This window comes from Robbsia sp. KACC 23696 (genome assembly GCF_039852015.1).
GTDB lineage: Bacteria > Pseudomonadota > Gammaproteobacteria > Burkholderiales > Burkholderiaceae > Robbsia.
This window is the reverse complement of the sequence record NZ_CP156627.1, coordinates 141,561-159,527: the sequence shown is the minus strand read 5'-3', so window position 1 is coordinate 159,527 and position 17,967 is coordinate 141,561. Positions and strand designations below refer to the sequence as shown.

Annotated in this window: 15 protein-coding genes; 13 read left to right on the top strand and 2 right to left on the bottom strand. The window is 61.6% G+C overall.

What is annotated here, in order from left to right; all coding sequences use genetic code 11:
* Nucleotides 1–33: 33 nt before the first annotated feature.
* The 6 genes from ABEG21_RS15565 (at nt 34) to ABEG21_RS15540 (ending at nt 8,532) form a co-directional block, all read left to right on the top strand.
* Nucleotides 34–342: a (2Fe-2S)-binding protein gene (locus ABEG21_RS15565; RefSeq protein ID WP_347557555.1), complete on the top strand. Its 309-nt coding sequence runs from the start codon at nt 34–36 to the stop codon at nt 340–342.
* Nucleotides 335–1,822 (top strand): FAD/NAD(P)-binding oxidoreductase, encoded by a 1,488-nt coding sequence (locus ABEG21_RS15560; protein ID WP_347557554.1) that lies wholly within the window; start codon nt 335–337, stop codon nt 1,820–1,822. The genes ABEG21_RS15565 and ABEG21_RS15560 overlap by 8 nt, the downstream gene beginning before the upstream one ends.
* On the top strand, nt 1,819–3,126 hold the full coding sequence (locus ABEG21_RS15555) for an FAD-binding oxidoreductase (protein ID WP_347557553.1): 1,308 nt from the start codon (nt 1,819–1,821) through the stop codon (nt 3,124–3,126). The genes ABEG21_RS15560 and ABEG21_RS15555 overlap by 4 nt, the downstream gene beginning before the upstream one ends.
* Nucleotides 3,126–4,280 carry an ABC transporter substrate-binding protein gene (locus tag ABEG21_RS15550; protein ID WP_347557552.1) on the top strand — a complete coding sequence of 385 codons (1,155 nt, stop codon included), beginning with the start codon at nt 3,126–3,128 and terminating at the stop codon, nt 4,278–4,280. The genes ABEG21_RS15555 and ABEG21_RS15550 overlap by 1 nt, the downstream gene beginning before the upstream one ends.
* Nucleotides 4,281–4,363: 83 nt before the next feature.
* Entirely contained in the window at nt 4,364–6,238 is a 1,875-nt protein-coding gene (locus ABEG21_RS15545; RefSeq protein WP_347557551.1) for a VRR-NUC domain-containing protein, read from the top strand.
* Nucleotides 6,235–8,532, top strand: coding sequence for a helicase C-terminal domain-containing protein (locus tag ABEG21_RS15540; RefSeq protein ID WP_347557550.1), 2,298 nt, complete (start codon nt 6,235–6,237; stop codon nt 8,530–8,532). Before ABEG21_RS15545 ends, ABEG21_RS15540 begins: the two co-directional genes overlap by 4 nt.
* 30 nt (nt 8,533–8,562) lie before the next feature.
* Here the strand turns inward: ABEG21_RS15540 and ABEG21_RS15535 are convergent, their stop codons facing one another.
* On the bottom strand, nt 8,563–9,357 hold the full coding sequence (locus ABEG21_RS15535) for an SDR family NAD(P)-dependent oxidoreductase (RefSeq protein ID WP_347557549.1): 795 nt from the start codon (nt 9,355–9,357) through the stop codon (nt 8,563–8,565).
* 183 nt (nt 9,358–9,540) lie between these two features.
* On the opposite strand from ABEG21_RS15535, the gene ABEG21_RS15530 reads away from it, so the two are divergent.
* The 4 genes from ABEG21_RS15530 to ABEG21_RS15515 all read left to right on the top strand — a co-directional run bounded on the left by ABEG21_RS15530 (nt 9,541) and on the right by ABEG21_RS15515 (nt 13,740).
* The gene (locus ABEG21_RS15530) at nt 9,541–10,257 is read left to right on the top strand and encodes an FCD domain-containing protein (RefSeq protein ID WP_347557548.1); all 717 of its coding nucleotides are present in this window, start codon (nt 9,541–9,543) and stop codon (nt 10,255–10,257) included.
* A 51-nt stretch (nt 10,258–10,308) separates the two neighbouring features.
* The gene (locus ABEG21_RS15525) at nt 10,309–11,076 is read left to right on the top strand and encodes an SDR family oxidoreductase (RefSeq protein WP_347557547.1); all 768 of its coding nucleotides are present in this window, start codon (nt 10,309–10,311) and stop codon (nt 11,074–11,076) included.
* Between the two features lie 69 nt (nt 11,077–11,145).
* Nucleotides 11,146–12,441, top strand: coding sequence for an MFS transporter (locus tag ABEG21_RS15520; protein WP_347557546.1), 1,296 nt, complete (start codon nt 11,146–11,148; stop codon nt 12,439–12,441).
* Between the two features lie 51 nt (nt 12,442–12,492).
* Nucleotides 12,493–13,740: an enolase C-terminal domain-like protein gene (locus tag ABEG21_RS15515; RefSeq protein WP_347557545.1), complete on the top strand. Its 1,248-nt coding sequence runs from the start codon at nt 12,493–12,495 to the stop codon at nt 13,738–13,740.
* Here the strand turns inward: ABEG21_RS15515 and ABEG21_RS15510 are convergent.
* The gene (locus tag ABEG21_RS15510; RefSeq protein WP_347557544.1) at nt 13,726–14,886 is read right to left on the bottom strand and encodes a glycerate kinase; all 1,161 of its coding nucleotides are present in this window, start codon (nt 14,884–14,886) and stop codon (nt 13,726–13,728) included. The genes ABEG21_RS15515 and ABEG21_RS15510 overlap by 15 nt on opposite strands.
* A 282-nt stretch (nt 14,887–15,168) precedes the next feature.
* Here ABEG21_RS15510 and ABEG21_RS15505 point away from each other — a divergent pair, with 282 nt between their 5' ends.
* From ABEG21_RS15505 to ABEG21_RS15495, 3 genes are all read left to right on the top strand, one after another.
* Nucleotides 15,169–16,074, top strand: a complete 906-nt coding sequence (locus ABEG21_RS15505) for an ABC transporter substrate-binding protein (protein ID WP_347557543.1) — start codon at nt 15,169–15,171, stop codon at nt 16,072–16,074.
* 146 nt (nt 16,075–16,220) lie between these two features.
* Nucleotides 16,221–17,123, top strand: a complete 903-nt coding sequence (locus ABEG21_RS15500) for an amino acid ABC transporter permease (RefSeq protein ID WP_347557542.1) — start codon at nt 16,221–16,223, stop codon at nt 17,121–17,123.
* A complete protein-coding gene (locus ABEG21_RS15495; RefSeq protein WP_347557541.1) occupies nt 17,120–17,956 on the top strand; it encodes an amino acid ABC transporter ATP-binding protein in 837 nt (278 codons plus the stop codon). Before ABEG21_RS15500 ends, ABEG21_RS15495 begins: the two co-directional genes overlap by 4 nt.
* Nucleotides 17,957–17,967: the final 11 nt, after the last annotated feature.

Sequence of the window (17,967 nt, the reverse complement as noted above, 5' to 3'; positions counted from 1 at the left end):
CGATGCGTCCCGTTCGTCGAAGGGTATTGCATCATGACGGTGCCGATTTTGCAGCGTTTGACGGAAACGCATCGGGCATCGGTCGCGTTTTCGCTTGATGGGCAGCCCATGTCGGCGCTCGCTGGAGACACCGTTTTGACGGCGGTGTTGACGCAAGGCGACCGACTGCGTCGCAGCGAATTCAGCGGCGCGCCGCGCGCCGGCTTTTGTCTGATCGGTGCGTGTCAGGATTGCTGGATGCGCACAGAGGAGGGCCGTGCCGTGCGCGCCTGCACGACGGCGATCGCGCCGGGCATGCGCCTGCTGACCGAGCGCGTGGCGCGAGAGCGGCATCATGAATAAAGCGGCGGGGCGGGGGGACGATACGGATCGCCTTGGCGAGATGTCGGCGCAACGCGGACCGGAGCCGGATGCGCACGGCGAAACGGACGCGCCGATTGTCATCGTCGGTACGGGCCCGGCGGGCGTGAGAGCCGCACAGACGCTGGTGGAAGCGGGATATCGACCCATCGTCATCGACGAACAGGCCCGTGCGGGCGGCCAGATCTATCGACGTCAACCGGTGGGCTTCGTGCGCGACGCGCGCACGCTTTACGGGTTCGAAGCGCGGCGGGCGCAGTCGATCCATGCGACTTTCGACGCATTGTTGCCGCATATCGACTATCGTCCGCAGACGCTGGTCTGGCATGCATCGGCCGGTACGCTGTCTTTATTCGAGACCGGTGAAACGCCGCGGTTTTCGCAGATCGATTATCGGCGATTGTTGTTGTGCACCGGTGCGGTCGATCGTGTGATGCCTTTTGCAGGATGGACGCTGCCCGGCGTCTACACCTTGGGCGCGGCGCAGGTAGCGCTGAAGTCGCAAGGGTGTAGCGTCGGACAACGCGTTGTCCTTGCCGGGTCGGGACCGTTGCTCTATCTGCTCGCGTATCAATATGTGAAAGCCGGCGCGCATGTGTTGGCCGTGCTCGACAGTAGTACGTTCGGCGCGCGACTGCGTGCGTTGCCGCGGTTGCGTGTGCTGCCGGCGGTCCTCGCCAAGGGGCTGTATTACATCGCATGGTTGCGACTGCGCGGTGTCCCGATGCACGATGGCGTCACCGGCTGGGATGCACTGTCCGAGGACGGCAACCGCATAGAGGGCATCCGTTGGCATGATCGCGCGGGACGCACGCGCCAAATCGACTGCGACGCGCTGGCGACCGGCTTCGGCTTGCGCTCGGAAACGCAACTGGCCGATCTGCTCGGTTGCGCATTCGATTTCGATACGGTGAACGAGCAGTGGTTGCCGCGCCGGGATGCCGATGGTCGCAGCAGCGTGCCGCAGATCTATCTGGCAGGCGACGGGAGCGGCATCGCGGGTGCCGACGCCGCCGAGGCGGCCGGTCGACGCGCCGCGCTGGCCGTGCTGTCGGATCTTGGCGCGACAATCGATCCCGCGCATAAGCGCGAGTGGGCACGCGACGGACGGCTGGCGGCACGGATTGGCGCTTTTCGAGAAGGTATCGAGGCCGCGTTTGCCGCACCGTCTGCTTGGCTCGCGCGTGCGGATGATGCTTTGATCGTCTGCCGTTGCGAAGAAGTGCGGGCAGGCGATATTCGACGCAGCGTGGCCGATGGCGCGATCGAAATGAATCGCGTGAAGGCCTTATGCCGTGCCGGAATGGGGCGATGTCAGGGCCGCATCTGCGCGGCGGCCACTGCGCGAATCGTCGCCGATGCGCGTCATTGTACGATCGCGGAGGTCGGCCGCTGGCGTGCGCAGCCGCCCCTGAAGCCGATCCCGTTCGGTGTCGTCGCAACCGAGGAGCCGGAGCAATGAGCACGGTTGTGCGACGCTTCGACGTCGCGATCATCGGTGGCGGATTGATGGGCTGCGCGGCCGCCTTGGCCCTGCGTGAGCGGGGACGCACCGTCGTTTTGTTCGAGCAAGGATGGTGCGGCGCGCAGGCGAGCGGTGTCAACTATGGCGGCGTCCGTCGACAAGGTCGGGCGCTTGTGCAATTGCCTTTATCGCAACGGGCACACGCCCTGTGGCCGACGCTGTCGGCGCGTCTCGATAGCGATATCGAATATGTGCGCAGCGGGCATTTGAAACTGGCGTGCGACGCCCGCGGCATGGCTGAGCTGGAGGCCTACTATCAAAGCGCGGCCGATTATGGACTCGATTTGCGTTTGCTCGATGCAAGGGCCGTGCGTCAGGCCTATCCCTGGTTGTCCGGAGCGGTCTTAGGGGCATCGCTTTGTCCGGACGACGGGCAAGCGAACCCGCGACTGCTGGCTGCCGCGTATGCCCGCGCCGCGCGTCGGGCGGGCGCCGACGTACGCGAGCAATGCCGGGTGATGCAGGTGATCTCGGATGCATCGACGTCGTCCGCAAACGCCGATGCGGCAGCGCTGCCGGCGTATGCCCAGGCGCAGGCATCCGTAGGCGGCCGATTTACGATACACGCGGAAGCGGTGGCGGGATTCGGTGACGCGGCGTCCGCTGGCATTTTCGAGACGCGCTATGTCTTGAATTGCGCGGGCGCGTGGGGCAAGGCATTCGCCGAGCAATGTGGTGACGTGGTGCCCGCCGAACCGATCTACCCGAACATGCTGGTGACCGAGCCGCTGCCGCCGATCATGTCGATCAATGTCGGCGTGGCCGGAGGCGCCTTCTATGCACGCCAGGTCGCGCGCGGCAACGTCGTGATCGGCGGAGGACGGTCTACAGGGGTGCTCGCTTTATCCGGGAGCCGCCCCGATGGCGCGCGCGCCGCCCTGGCGTTCCAAGCCGCTGAAAGGACGATTCCCGGACTGCGCGGTGCGCTCGTCATTCGAAGCTGGACTGGCGTGGAAGGCGGCACGCCGGACAAACAGCCTATTTTCGGGATGAGCCCGTCGACGCCGGGATTGCTCCATGCCTTCGGCTTTTCGGGCGGCGGATTTCAATTGTCGCCGGCCGTGGGCGAAGTACTGGCGGAATGGGTTGTCGATGGCGGCACGCGCACGCCGGTGGACGCATTCCGTGTCGATCGATTCGATGCGCAACGCGGGGCCGCGCAATTGCAATTGCAATCGCACACATCCGCGCCGGATTCGCCCGCGGCCTTTCCTTTTTTGACCTGGACTTGGAGTGCCTGATGAATCACCGTGCGACTCACCGCGATACCCCTGCCGCTGCAAAACATCGCGCGATCGATACCTTGCCGAAAGGCGTATCCGTGACGCATCCCGTGTCGCGCGGACGATGGCGCGCCGTGCAGCGAAGCCTGGGCATGGCCGTCGTGCTGATGCTGAGCGTCGGTGCGACGTTGGCGCATGCCGAGCCGACGCTGTACGTCGGCATGAACGGCGGCACGCTGCAAAAGAACTACGAGCGCTTCGTCTTTCCCGCTTTCGAGAAAGAGAACAATGTGAAGATTGCAGTCGTCCCGGGCACGTCCGCGGATATCGTCGCGAAGATGCAGGCGCAGAAAGCCCATCCGACAATGCATCTCGCGTTTCTCGATGACGGGGTGATGGTGCGGGCAGTGGGGCTCGGGCTATGCGCGCCGGTCACGGACAAGCAGATCACGGCCGACCTGATTCCCGCCGCGCGCTTCCCGAACGACGCCGCGGTGGCCGTCCAGTTCGGCGTCGTCGGACTCGGCTATAACAAAAAGCTGTTCGATGCGAATCATTGGGCGGCACCGGATTCCTGGGCTGCCTTTGCCGATCCGAAATACAAGGGCAAAGTCATCTTTCCGTCGATCTCCAGCAGTACCTATGGGCTCTATGGGTTCCTGATGTATAACCGTTTGCTTGGCGGAAACGACAGCAACGTCGCGCCGGTATTTGCGAAATGGTCGACGACGATCGGCCCGAACGTTCTGGAATACATCTCGAATTCGGCACAGATTTCGGAAATGGCACAGAACGGCGAAGCCGCCTTGTTTCCGATGACGGCGACGCAGATCCGTTCGTTCAAGGATCAAGGTATCCCGGTCGAATACGCGACGCCGAAAGAAGGGGCCGTCAAGCTGATGTATTCGGCATGCATGCTGGCGAATAACGACCAACCGGCGTTGGCACAGAAGCTGATCGCGTATTTGATCAGCCCTCCGGCGCAGCAGGCAATCATGGCGAACGTGAAATCGTTGCCGGTCAATCGTACCGTGAAGGTCAGTCCCGAATTGGAACAGCAACTCGGCAAGGTCGACGCTCTCGAACATAATCTCCAATCGGTGGATTGGGCGACGATCAATACGCACCGCGCCGAGTGGAACGCGCGCTGGAATCAGCAGGTCGAGCGCTGAAGGACGCGGCGCGGACGGGGATGACGGCGACATCTGCTATCATGCCTGTATAAAAACACAGTTCCTTTCTGTCGTTTCCCGCCGTGCCTGCCGCTGAGCCTTACTATCTCGATAATTTCCGTAGCGCCCTCGATTGGATCGGGCGGCGCTACGACGACCTGCTCGACGAGCGCGAACGGGCATTCATTGCCGGTTTCGATGCCTTGCCGCTGCCCTCCCGCGCCTTGCTGGTGCGAATGTTGATGCGGCAGGGCGTGCATTTCCGTGCAAGCAAACTGCAATACGATGAAATCGGCTGCCCGATGGCGGCGGCCGGACCGCTGCTATCGCACGGTTGGCTCGATGCCGATCCGGTGCTCTCGCTGACATCGTTATTTGCCTTGTCGACGCGTCCGCAACTGCTGCGACTGCTTCCCGAACTATCGTCGATGTCTGGGCGAGGCAAGGCGGAATGGCTCGCGGCCTTGACGCCATGTTATCCGGCGGAGCAGGCGTATTCTGACTGGACCAGTGGACGCGACGAGACGGATCGTTTGTATCACGTCACGATTGCGCCCTTGTGCGAGCGTTTGCGTCTGATCTTCTTCGGTAATCTCCACCAGGATTGGTCAGCGTTCGTCCTTGCCGATCTCGGCATTTTCCAATATGAGACAGTGGTGTTTCCGGGAAACGCGCGCGCTTTTCAGTTGCGTGAAGACGTCGACGCCTATCTCGATTTGCAGCGATCCCGGGAGGCGCTGCACGCGCCGGACGGGCTTGCGAGCGAGGATGCCCTGCTGAGCGTGGTGACGGCGTTGGTCGCCGTATCGACGCGTAATCCCTGGATCGCGCAGCGGCGCGCGAAATGTCTGTTCCTGGCCGGACAGGCGGCCGAGCGCATGCATTATTGGGATGGCGCACTGGCCGCCTATGCGCAGACCGACTGGCCTGGTGCGCGACATCGCACGATGCGGGTGATGGAGCGCTGCGGGCGTGAGGTGGAAGCATTGGCGCTGGCTGCAGAGGCCGTGCATGCGCCGGAGAGCGAAGAGGAGGCGCAGCGTGTCGGGCGGTTGCGGACGCGCCTCCTGAAGCGCTTGTCGATCGCGCCAGCGACATCACAATCCGACGCGTCCGCAGCAGCGGAAGCCGGGCAAGCTGACGCATCTTCTTGGGCAAAGACGCGCGTTGCGTTGGCGTCGCCCATCTCGCGTCCGACGCCGATTTCGCGCGGAGTGCTTGACCTGCCGCCGAACGCCGATATCGTAGACGAAAATGGCGACAGGGCGAGCGCTCAGGGATCATCCGTCGAGTTCCGGGTGCGTGATGCATTGAGCGTGCCGGAAGCACCGGTCTTCTATGTCGAAAATACCTTGCTTGCCGGACTGTTCGGCCTGTTGTGCTGGGACGCTGTTTTCGCGCCGCTGCCGGGCGCGTTCTTTCATCCGTTTCAACGCGGCCCGGCGGACCTGGATGCACCCGATTTCGTCATGCGCCGTCGGGCATTGTTCGATGCGGCGCTCGACCGCCTCGACGATCGTCGCTATCGCCGACAGATCCTGACGCAGTGGCGGATGAAATACGGGATCCAGTCGCCGTTCGTGCATTGGGGGGCACTGCGCCGCGACGTGGTGCTGCTGGCATTGCGCTGCATTCCCGCCATGCATTTGAAGCACTGTTTCCAACGCTTGCTGGCGGATCCTCGCGCCAACCGCACCGGCTTGCCCGACCTGATCCGCTTTCGACCACGGCAACGCGATTACGAGATGATCGAAGTGAAAGGGCCGGGCGACCGCCTGCAAGACAACCAGCTTCGCTGGCTCGGCTTTTTCGCCGCGCATGGCATTCCCGCACGCGTCTTGGACGTACGGTGGCATCAGGAAGCGGCGCCGCTTCCTGTCGGTGTCGATGACGGTGTCAACGATGGTATGGACGACGCCCGATTCGCCGCTGCGCCGCATCGCGTACTGACGCAATGAACTACATCGTGGCCGTACGGGCGCTTTGCGAGTTCACCGCACGTAGCGGCGACCTCGATCTGCGTTTTACGCCTGCCCCGACCGCATCCGAGGGTATGGCGGGTCATGTCACCGTGGCCGCGCGCCGGGCGCGAGGATATGAGGCGGAAGTCGCCTTGATGGGGATGCATGAGGGCCTGACAGTGCGTGGTCGCGCCGACGGCTATGCGGCAGACGAGAATCGGCTGGAGGAGATCAAGACCTATCGCGGCGACCTGAGCGCGATGCCGACAAATCATCGCGCGCTACACTGGGCCCAGGCACTGGTGTATGGGCATCTGTTGTGCGAATCGCGCGAATTGGCGACCTTGACGGTTTCTCTGGTGTATTTCGAGATTCGGACCGAGAAGGAAACGCTACTAACGCAGGAACACACGGCGGCCTCGTTGAAAGCATTTTTCACGAGCCAGTGCGAACGCTTCCTGGCGTGGGCGCAGCGCGAAGCGGCGCATCGGCTCGCGCGAAACGCCGCGCTGTCGGCGTTGTCGTTTCCCTATGCCTTCCGAGAGGGGCAACGGGATATGGCCGTGGCGGTCTATCGTGCGGCCCGCGACGGGACGGACCTGATGGTTCAGGCGCCCACCGGCATCGGCAAGACGCTGGCATCGTTGTTTCCGTTGTTGAAGGCGTGCGCCGAAGACCGCATCGATCGCATTTTCTTTCTGACGGCAAAGACGCCCGGCCGGGCACTGGCGCTCGACACGGTCACCTTGCTCCGCGATGAAAACGCAGGCCTGCCATTACGGGTACTGGAACTCGTGGCGCGGGACAAGGCATGCGAGCACCCGGACAAGGCCTGCCATGGCGATGCCTGCCCATTGGCGCGCGGCTTCTATGATCGTCTCGCGGATGCGCGCTCCAGCGCCTTGTCGCATGGACAACTGACGCGTGCGGTCGTACGCGACGCCGCGCTGGCGCACGACATCTGTCCTTACTATCTATCGCAGGAGTTAGCGCGTTGGTGTGATGTGGTCGTCGGCGACTACAACTATTACTTCGATGGTAGCGCGCTGCTTTATGGGATGACTCAGGCGTATCAGTGGCGCGTCGCCGTTCTGGTGGACGAGGCCCATAATCTCGTGGATCGCGCACGAAACATGTATAGCGCCGCGCTCGACCAGACCGCACTGCGACAGGTTCGCGCGAAGGCCCCCGGGATCTTGAAAAAACCGCTGGATCGGCTGAACCGCGCGTGGAACGCGATCAACCGCGTGCAGCAGGAGGACTATCAAGTCCTGGAAACCATTCCGCGTCCCTTGCTCGCCGCCGCGCAGAATCTGGCGGAAGTGGCGAGCGAGCATATGGCGCAAGCGCCGCTCGACGTCGATCCCGCCGCGCTGCGCTTCCACTTCGACGTCATGCAGTTTGCATCGCTCGCGGAAGGTTTCGGAAAGCATGCCTTGTTCGACGTGATGCTCTCGCCGCGGGAGCGCGATTATGCCGATGACGGCGCGCGAAAGGGCGCCGCACATCGGCCGCTTGAAGCAACCACGCTGACCGTACGCAATGTCGTGCCGGCGCCGTATCTGTTGACCCGCTTCGCGGCGGCGCGGACCACGGTGCTGTTTTCCGGAACGCTCGCGCCGGGGCAGTTTTATCGAGATACGCTCGGTCTGTCGGAAGAGACGGCGTGGCTCGACGTCGAAGGGCCTTTTCGTGCCGGGCAGCTACGGGTGGAAGTGGTTGGTCACGTATCCACCCGATGGCGTGATCGGGCACGCTCGCTGTTGCCGATCGCGGACCTGATCGCAAAGCAATACGCGGCACAAGCCGGAAACTATCTCGCGTTTTTCAGTAGCTTCGACTACTTACAGCAAGTCGTGGATGCCGTGATGGCACGGCATCCGGACGTGCCGGTCTGGACGCAGTCACCGGGTATGGACGAGGCGGCACGGGATGCCTTTCTCGCGCGTTTCCAAACGGATAGTCGAGGCGTCGGCTTCGCGGTGATGGGCGGTGCCTTTGCGGAAGGCGTCGATCTGGCCGGCGACCGTCTGATCGGTGCCTTTGTCGCCACGCTCGGCTTGCCCCAGATGAACCCCGTCAATGAGCAGATGCGCGCATTGCTGGAGCGTCGTTTCGGCAACGGCTATGACTACGCCTATCTCTTCCCGGGCATGCAGAAAGTCGTTCAGGCAGCGGGCCGCGTCATACGGACCGAGCAGGACCGCGGCGTCGTGTTTCTGATAGACGACCGCTACCGGCGTGCCGAGGTCCGTCGCCTGTTGCCACGCTGGTGGCACGTCCCGCGCTGAACCGTACGCGGCCATACCTTTTTCCAGAACTCAAACGATATCGTCGACGACGCCGCCGTCCACGCGCAACGCCGCACCGGAGGTGGCGGACGCTTGCACCGAGCTGACATAGACCACCATGTTCGCCACTTCCTCGACGGTGGCGGCGCGTTGGATGATCGACGAAGGGCGGTGCGCCATGACGAATTCCGCAGCGACTTCTTCTTGCGATTTGCCTGTCCGCGCAACTTCATCCTTCGTCATGTCGGCGAAGCCGTCCGAAAGCGTCGGGCCCGGCAGTACTGCATTGACCGTCACGCCGGTGCCGGCGAGGCGTTTCGCCAATCCCCGCGAAAGCGACAACTGAGCGGTCTTCGTCACGCCGTAGTGCACCATGTCAGCCGGAATGTTACGGGCCGACTCCGACGAAATGAAGACCACGCGACCCCACGACTGCTTCGCCATCGCGGGCGTAAGCGCGCGCGACAGGCGAATACCACTCATCACATTGGTCTGCCAATAGCGCTCCCACGTGGCGTCGTCCGTCTCAAAAAAATCGCTCGGGCCATAGATCCCGGCGTTGTTGATCAGGATATCGATGGCGGGCAACTGCTTGAGCAGGGCGTCGACGCCCGCATCCGATGCGAGATCCGCGGCCGCGCCGTGGAGCGTGGCGCCGGGAACCAGGGCGGCCAGTTTCTCCCGCGCTTTGGCCACCGAGCCCTCGCTGCGGCCGTTGATCACCACGGCCGCGCCACTTTCGGCCAGGCCCTTCGCGATGGCAAATCCAATGCCGCCCGTTGACGCCGTGACCAGTGCGGTCTTGCCTTTCAAATCGATTTTCACTGAATTGCTCCTGTTGTGCGTGGGCGCGCGGACCCGACCAATGATCCGCCGGTCCACTCCGCGCGTGTTCATTTCATCATAGTCGCGCCGGAGAAATCGTGCCGAGGCAAGGGTTTCCCCGCATTGAACAATAATTATGAGATACGTTACTTTTGCAATACATCATACGTATGGCAAAGCGCAATGTTGACGGTTTTTCGCCAGGTTCTCGATCGATTGGGGGAGCAGATTTGCAGCGGCCACTTTGCGCCGGGGGATGTGCTGCCCTCCGAGCCCGAATTGGCGCAGCAGCTGGCCGTCAGTCGGATCACGATTCGCGAAAGCGTGAAATCGCTTTCTGCCAAAGGGATGCTCGAGGTCCGGCGTCGGCACGGCACCGTGGTCACCGCCCGCACGCGATGGCAGTTGTTCGATCCTGACGTGATCGCGTGGCGCGCGAAAGCGGGCACTGTCGACACGGTGCTGATTCGGGATTTGATGGAGTTGCGACGGATCATCGAACCGCAAGCCGCCAAGCTGGCAGCGGCGCGCGCCACCGATATGGAGCGCCGAGCGCTTCGTTACGCTTATGACGCCATGGCGGCGGCCGTGGCGGGACGCGGCGAGTATGTGCCGGCGGACCTCGCGTTTCATGGCGCGATCTTTTCAGCCTGCAATAACCAGTTCATTCAGCAGATGCAGACGGCCTTATCCGCGATATTACGCACCAGCTTTGCTTTGAGTTCTGAAATCGAAGGGGGCCCTGCGCGCTCGTTGCCGATGCACGAAGCGCTCTGTCGGGCCATCGAGCAAGCCAATCCCGCTGCGGCGGAACGCGCGGCACTGGAGCTGATCGACCGCGCCGCAAACGATTTCGCGGACCGCGAAGCGATCTTAAAAAATGCGGCTGTTGCCACCTAAGCGCGGATCGTCACGCGATACCGCCCACTCACGACATCAAGGAAACGCACCATGAGCAGCTTATTCGATTTGACCGGTCGCACGGCGTTGATAACGGGTTCGGCTCGCGGAATCGGCTTTTCGCTGGCACGCGGTCTGGCGCAAGCCGGAGCGCGCGTCATCATCAACGGCACCCGTGAGGAAACCGTCGCGCCGGCCGTGGCCACGCTGAAAAGCGAAGGCTTCGACATATTGGGACGCGCGTTCGACGTGACCAATGAAACCGACGTTGCCGCGGCGTTCAAGGCATGGGATGACGCGGAGGTGGCAATCGACATTCTTATCAACAATGCCGGCATCCAGTTCCGCAAGCCCTTGGTCGAACTCGGGCTGGCGGATTGGCAAAGGGTGATCGATACCAACCTCACCAGCGCGTTTATCGTCGGCAAGGAAGCGGCACGGCGAATGATTGCACGCGGCAATGGCGGCAAGGTCATCAATATCGGCTCATTGACCAGCGAGGGCGCGCGCCCGACGGTGGGCGCGTACACGGCGGCGAAGGGCGGTATCAAAATGCTGACCCGCGCGATGAGCGCCGAATGGGGGCCGTTCGATATCCAGGCGAACGCCATCGGGCCCGGCTATATCCTGACCGATATGAACAAGCCCCTGATCGACGATGCGCGTTTCGACGCCTGGGTAAAGAGCAGCAATCCGTCACAGCGTTGGGGCAAGCCCGACGAGTTGGCCGGAACAGCCGTGTATTTGGCGTCCGCTGCGTCGAGCTATGTGAATGGCCAGATCATCTTCGTCGATGGCGGCTGGTTGTCCGTGCTGTAAACATGTTTTAAAAAACGCTGAAATGAAAGCGCTTACGCGCTATCGAAATCACCGGAGACGAGACAGATCATGAACGATGCGCAACCTATCGCCACCCGCAGGTGGTGGTACCTGATGCCGGTGATCTTCATCACCTACAGCCTGGCCTATCTCGACCGCGCCAATTACGGATTCGCCGCTGCAGCCGGCATCAATACCGATCTCGGCATCAGTGCCGCGACGTCGTCGTTGATCGGTGCCTTGTTCTTTTTGGGATATTGCTTGTTCCAGGTTCCCGGTGCGATCTATGCGCAGCGTAACAGCGTGCGGAAGTTGATCTTCTGCAGCCTCGTGCTGTGGGGGCTCTGCGCGGCCGCGACCGGCATGGTCAGCAACATTCCGACGCTGATGGTGCTCCGCTTCGTTCTCGGCTTGGTGGAGGCCGCTGTCATGCCGTCGATGCTGATGTATATCAGTCGCTGGTTTACGAAGACGGAGCGATCGCGCGCCAATACCTTCCTGATTCTGGGAAATCCCGTCACCGTGTTATGGATGTCGGTCGTGTCGGGCTATCTCGTGCACAGCTTCGGCTGGCGTCATATGTTCGTCCTCGAAGGGCTGCCGGCATTGGTCTGGGCGGTCATTTGGTGGTTCACCGTCAGTGAGCGGCCGGCCGATGCGCGCTGGCTGACCGACGATGAGAAGCGTCGCTTGCAGGCGCGGTTCGATTCGGAGCAAACCGGCATCGCACCGGTACGCGATTACCGCGGCGCCTTCCGTTCGTCGATCGTCTTGAAATGCTGCGCCATTCACGCGCTGTGGAGCATCGGCGTGTACGGCTTCATCATGTGGCTCCCGTCGATTTTGAAGGCGGCCTCGACGATCGATATCGTCTCGGTCGGCTGGCTTGCGGCTGTGCCTTATCTGGCGGCCATCGTGTTGATGTTATTGGCCTCTTGGCTTTCCGATCGGACCGGCAATCGCAAGCTCTTTGTCTGGCCCTTGCTGCTGATCGGGACCATCGCGTTTGTCGGTTCCTATCTGTTGGGTAGCACGCATTTCTGGTGGTCGTTCACGTTGCTGGTCATCGCGGGTGCGACGATGTACGCCCCATACGGGCCGTTCTTCGCGCTGATTCCCGAATTGATTCCGAGCAATGTGCTGGGTGGCGCGATCGGCCTCGTGAATGCCTGCGGCGCATTGGGCGCGTTTTTGGGTGCCTATCTGGTCGGCTATCTCAACAGTGCCACGGGCAGCCCTGCCGTGTCTTACATCTTCATGGCAGCGGCGCTGCTCGCCTCGGTCTTCCTGATGATGACGGTGCCGAATCGTAGCGCCGAGAGCCGCGTCGATAAGCGGGCGATGGAAGTCCGGGCCTCGTCTTAAAAAACTAGGCGTGCGTATCGCGCGCCGATTTATCGAAATGGAATACCGATTATGACGACACTGATTACGGACTTGAAGGTCATTCTGACGGCGCCCGAAGGGATCAACCTCGTCGTCGTGAAAATCGAAACGAACCAGCCTGGCCTTGTCGGTTATGGCTGTGCGACATTTGCCTATCGTCATCTCGCGGTGAAATGCGTGCTCGAGGAGTATTTGCGTCCGCTGATCATCGGTCGCGATGCCCATGCCATCGAAGACCTATGGCAACTGATGCACCAGAACGGCTATTGGCGTAACGGGCCGATCGAGAACAACGCGATCTCCGGTGTCGACATGGCTTTATGGGATATCAAGGGCAAGGCAGCCGGCCTGCCGCTATACCAATTGTTCGGCGGCAAAAGCCGCGAAGCGGTACCGGTGTATCGGCATGCGGAAGGGCGCGATGTGAGCGCTTTGTGCGACACCATCGCGCGGTATCGCGAGCAGGGCGTGACGCATATTCGTTGTCAAAGCGGCGGCTATGGCGGTGGCGGTTTCGGCAAAGCGCCGGCCTATGCGCCAGATGGGGCGCCGGACGGCATTTATCTGGATACCCGTCAGTACATGCGCGACACCTTGAAGTTGTTCGACGGTTTGCGAAGTCGCGTAGGGTTCGATGTCGAGTTGATTCACGATGTGCACGAACGCCTCGCGCCCATCGACGCCATCCGTTTCGCGAACGCCTTGGAGCCCTATCAGTTGTTTTTCCTGGAGGACGCCATCCCGTTGGAGGATGGAGAATGGCTGCGGCAACTGCGCGCCAAAACCACGACACCGCTGGCGCAGGGGGAGCTGTTCAACCATCCGTTCGAATGGCGCGCCTTGATTGCCGAGCGACTGATCGATTTCATTCGCGTGCATCCGAGCCAACTGGGCGGTATCACGCCTACGCGAAAATTGCAGATCTTTGCCGAGCAGTACGGGGTCCGCACTGCGTGGCATGGCCCGGGCGATATGTCGCCCTTCGCGCACGCGGCAAACATTCATCTCGATTTGTCCGCGCGCAACTTCGGCGTCCAGGAGTGGTCGGGCGTCGAGCCGCCCAACTTCGTGATCCAGGAGCTGAAAGGGCCCCATGCGGCGCTGCTCGATGTATTTCCGGGCTTGCCGGAATATCGGAACGGCTATGTGTATCCGAACGCGGCGCCCGGCTTGGGCGTGTCGATCGATGAGGCCGCGGCCAAGCGCTTTCCTTGTACGAATACGGTCACGACCTGGACGCAGACGCGTCTGCGCGATGGCAGCTTACAGACGCCCTGAGGACGCAGTGTAGAAACGCAGTCGCGTCAGTTCGGCGGCTGCGTTATGCAGCAATAGTGCAGCGTTCTCGATCGCGCTTTCCAACGACATCGGGCCGTCGGCAATCGCGAAACAGCCGGCGAAATGTCGCCCCAATAACGCTAAGGCGCTGCGGTCGATGGCACCGGACAAGAGCGTCGGCGGCACGCCTGCCGCGTGCGCACAAACCGCCGCAGCGAACGGTGCCTTGCCGCCGACCGTCTGCGTATCGGACCGGCCTTCGCCGGTGATCAACCAGTCGGCGCCGAACAGCGCCGCGCGCAACCCGATCTGCTCGGCCACCAATTCCGCACCGGATTGCAAGCTGCCACCCAGCATGCGAATGGCAAAGCCCAGGCCGCCCGCCGCGCCGGCGCCGGGCGACGCCGCATGCGCGTGACCGAATGCCGTTTCCAGCAGCGCTGAAAACCGTTCAATGGCTGCGTCATGCCGCGTGACGCTATCGGTCTCCACGCCTTTCTGCGGCCCGAAAACAGCGGTCGCACCGCGTGGGCCGCAGAGGGGGTTATCGACATCCGCCATGCCGACGATCTCGCATCGTGCGAGTCTCGAATCGATGCCGGATACGTCGACGCGAACGATGTCGGGCAGTGTTTCCAGTGTCGGCGTGACACGCCGTCCTGCGGAATCGAACATACGCACGCCGAGCGCGGCCAGGAAACCGGCGCCGCCATCATTCGTGCTGGTGCCTCCGAGTGCGATCAAGCACCGTGCCGCACCTCGATCCATTAATTGAGATAGCGCCTCGCCCAGCCCTGCCGAGCTGCGCGCAGCCACCGGCACCGACATGCCGATCGGATCGGTGATGCCGACGATATCGGCGGACTCGACGATCGCGGTGCCATCCGACGTCATACCCGCGACGATCGTTCGCGGCATGCCGCTCGCGCCCTGGACCGTCAGGGGGATGCGCTCGCCGCCTTGATGCATGATCGCGTCGAGACTGCCTTCGCCGCCGTCGGCCATCGGGCATTCCCGCACCTCGGCGTCGGGCAGCACGCTTCGAATACCGTCGGCGATCGCGTGCGCGACAGCCTCGGCCGCGAGCGAACCTTTAAAGGAATCTGGCGCGACGACGATGATGGGGCGGGGCGATGGTGCGGGCATGAGGGTCTGCGGAAGACATGAACATATCGCACTTTACCGGATCGACATGCACACCGGTTATACCGGTCGAAAAAGAAAGAATTTGACCCTCGCTATATGTCGAAAAAGAATCGGGTCGATGTCGGTCGTCAATCGAATCGGAGTCGATGCTTTTTGTGAGCGGGTCGTGCAGTGGTCTTCGGGCTTCTCCACCCCCTCGTTTTTGCCGCGCCGAATGGTTGCGCGAGCGTTTCGACTTTCTTCCCACTCCGGCGCCGCGCTGCCGTTTTAAGGAACCGCCCTGTGAAGTCCCGCATTTCTCCCCGCCAAGTCCTGTCTCGCACCTTGCACTGTGTGGCTTTCGCGCTCGCGACGCACGCGTTTCAGGCCGCTGCGGCGCCAGCCGTCGATATCGATGCAATCAAGCCGTCGCCGTCCTTGGTCAAAATGTTGCCGCTTGAATATCAGAAACCCGGTGCAATGCTCACCACCGGCGTGAATCCCGATGTGGCGCCGGTGAAATTCATCGATGACGACGGTAATCTGACAGGCTTGATTCCTGATCTCGTAAAAGCAGCCGCGAAAAAGCTGGGGCTGAAGATCGACTTCCAACAGACGTCGTTCGATGCGCTGCAGCCGGGACTGCAGGCCAAACGTTTCGACTTCATTCTGTCGCTCGCCGACTTTCCGTCGCGGCAAAAGATGATGACGCTGATCGACTATTTGAATATCAGCGAGACCGTGGTGATCAAACCGGGTTCGACGCTGTCGATTCAGAATCTGGATTCGCTGTGCGGTTTGAACGTTGCGATTCCGCGTGGCACGGCTACCGTCCAGATGGCGGAAAAGCTGTCGGAGAAATGTGTCGCGGCCGGAAAGAAGCCGATCGTGTCGACGACCTATCCGGACACGAATATGACGCTACTGGCGATCGGGAACGACAGCAGCAATGCCGCATGGATCGATTCACCGGTGGCAAGCTATAACGCCAGCAAATTCCCGGATCGCTACAAGATCGCGTATTCGGAATACATCGCGCCGTATGGCGTGGGGTTTCCGAACGACGAGAAGGGCAGGAAACTCGCGATGGCGTTTCAAGCTGCTTTCCTGGAATTGCAGAAGGATGGCATCTACGCGAAGTTGATGCAGAAATGGGGTCTCTCTGAAAAAGACGCGATTCCAGGGTTCACCATCAACGGCGCGAAATAGGGTACGGCGCCCGGTCGCGACGCTATCGCGGATCGGGCGATGAACCCCGCGCCTCTGGTATCGATCGACACGCCATCCGCGGGCCGATCGATCCACTTCACGCTTTATTGGACGTTCCTATGCCCACAAAAGCCGACGCTTTTTCTATGGTCATACCGAAAGACGGACGGGATTCCCCGGACGGCCAACGCTTACACGATGCGGCGAGGGTGCGCACCGATGCCGCGCCAGTGATCCATGATCGTCGTCGCGTAATCGACTATGTCTGGAATGGCCTATTCGTGGTCGCGCTCATCCTGGCGTATTTGCTCGTCGTACAGAATCCGCGTTGGGAATGGCCGATCGTGTGGAAATACCTGTTCCACAAGCGCGTGCTGGAAGGACTCGAGCACACGATCGTTCTGACGATTTTGTCGAGCGCGTTGGGACTCTGCTTGGGTTGCCTCGTTGCGGCATGTCGTATGGCAAGCAACCGGGCGCTCCAGGCGTTCGGCTATTGCTATATCTGGGTCATCCGTGCGACGCCGACCTTGGTGATGCTGCTGTTTCTCTTCTTCCTGTCGGCCTTGGTGCCGCGTGTTTATATCCCGTTGCCCTTTACCGATACGCCGTTGATCGATATCAGCACGACGACGTTGATCTCGCGCTACAGTGCCGCGGTGCTCGGCTTGTCACTCTACCTCGGAGGCTATAGCGCGGAGATCTTCCGCAGCGGTCTGGTCTCGATCGATCGCGGTCAGCGTGAGGCGGCAAAGGCGATCGGCATGAGCGATCTGGCGATGATGCTGCACATCGTCATCCCGCAGGCCGTGCGCGTGATCATTCCCCCGTTGTCGAACGAGTTGATCACGATGTTCAAGAATACCTCCTTGGTGACGGTGATCGGCTATGTGGAGCTGCTCACAACGGTGCAGCAGATCTATTCGACGAATTTCGAGACGATTCCGCTGCTGACCGTCGCGTGTATCTGGTATCTCGTTTTGACGTCGCTGGCCATGTTGTTTCAAAGCATGCTCGAGAAGCGGTTCGGCAAGGGGTTCAGCCGATGAATGCATTCGACTTCCCAATCTCCGAGGCAGGCCAGGAAACCGCCTCGGCCGTTGCGGCGAAACCCGCCGACGAAGCGCTTCTGACAATGCGCGATGTGGTGAAACGCTATGGCGACTTCGTTGCGTTGAAGGGCGTGGATTTCTCGGTCAAGCGTAACGAGGTGGTGGCCATCATCGGACCGTCGGGTTCCGGCAAAAGCACGTTGCTGCGCTGTATCAATATGCTCGAATTGATCGATGCCGGACGTATGACGTTTCGCGGACAGATGATCGGCGCGGAGGAGCGTCGTGGAAAACTGTTCCGCAAACGCAAAGGGGAGATGGATCGCGAGCGGCGGCATTTCGGCATGGTATTCCAGGCTTTCAATCTGTTCCCACATTACACCGCGTTGCAAAACGTGTTGTCGGGGCCGCGCATTGTCGGACGCAAGCCTCTGCGGGAGGTAGAAGAACGGGGCATTGCGCTGCTGCGGCAAGTGGGTCTCGGCGACAAGATTCATCACTATCCCTCGGCATTGTCCGGCGGCCAGAAGCAGCGGGTGGCGATTGCGCGTGCGCTGGCAATGGAGCCCGAAATGGTGCTTTTCGACGAACCGACCAGTGCGCTCGATCCCGAGATCGTGCACGAAGTGCTGGACGTCATGAAGGGTTTGGCGGCGGCAGGGACGACGATGGTCGTGGTCACCCACGAAATGGAGTTTGCACATCAGGTGGCGGATCGGGTGGTCTTCATGGACGGTGGCGAAATCATCGAGCAAGGCGCGGCATCGGACATTTTCACTGCGCCGAAATCGGATCGGCTTCAGCGGTTTCTATCGACGGTCTTGAAATGAGTGGCAGGCAT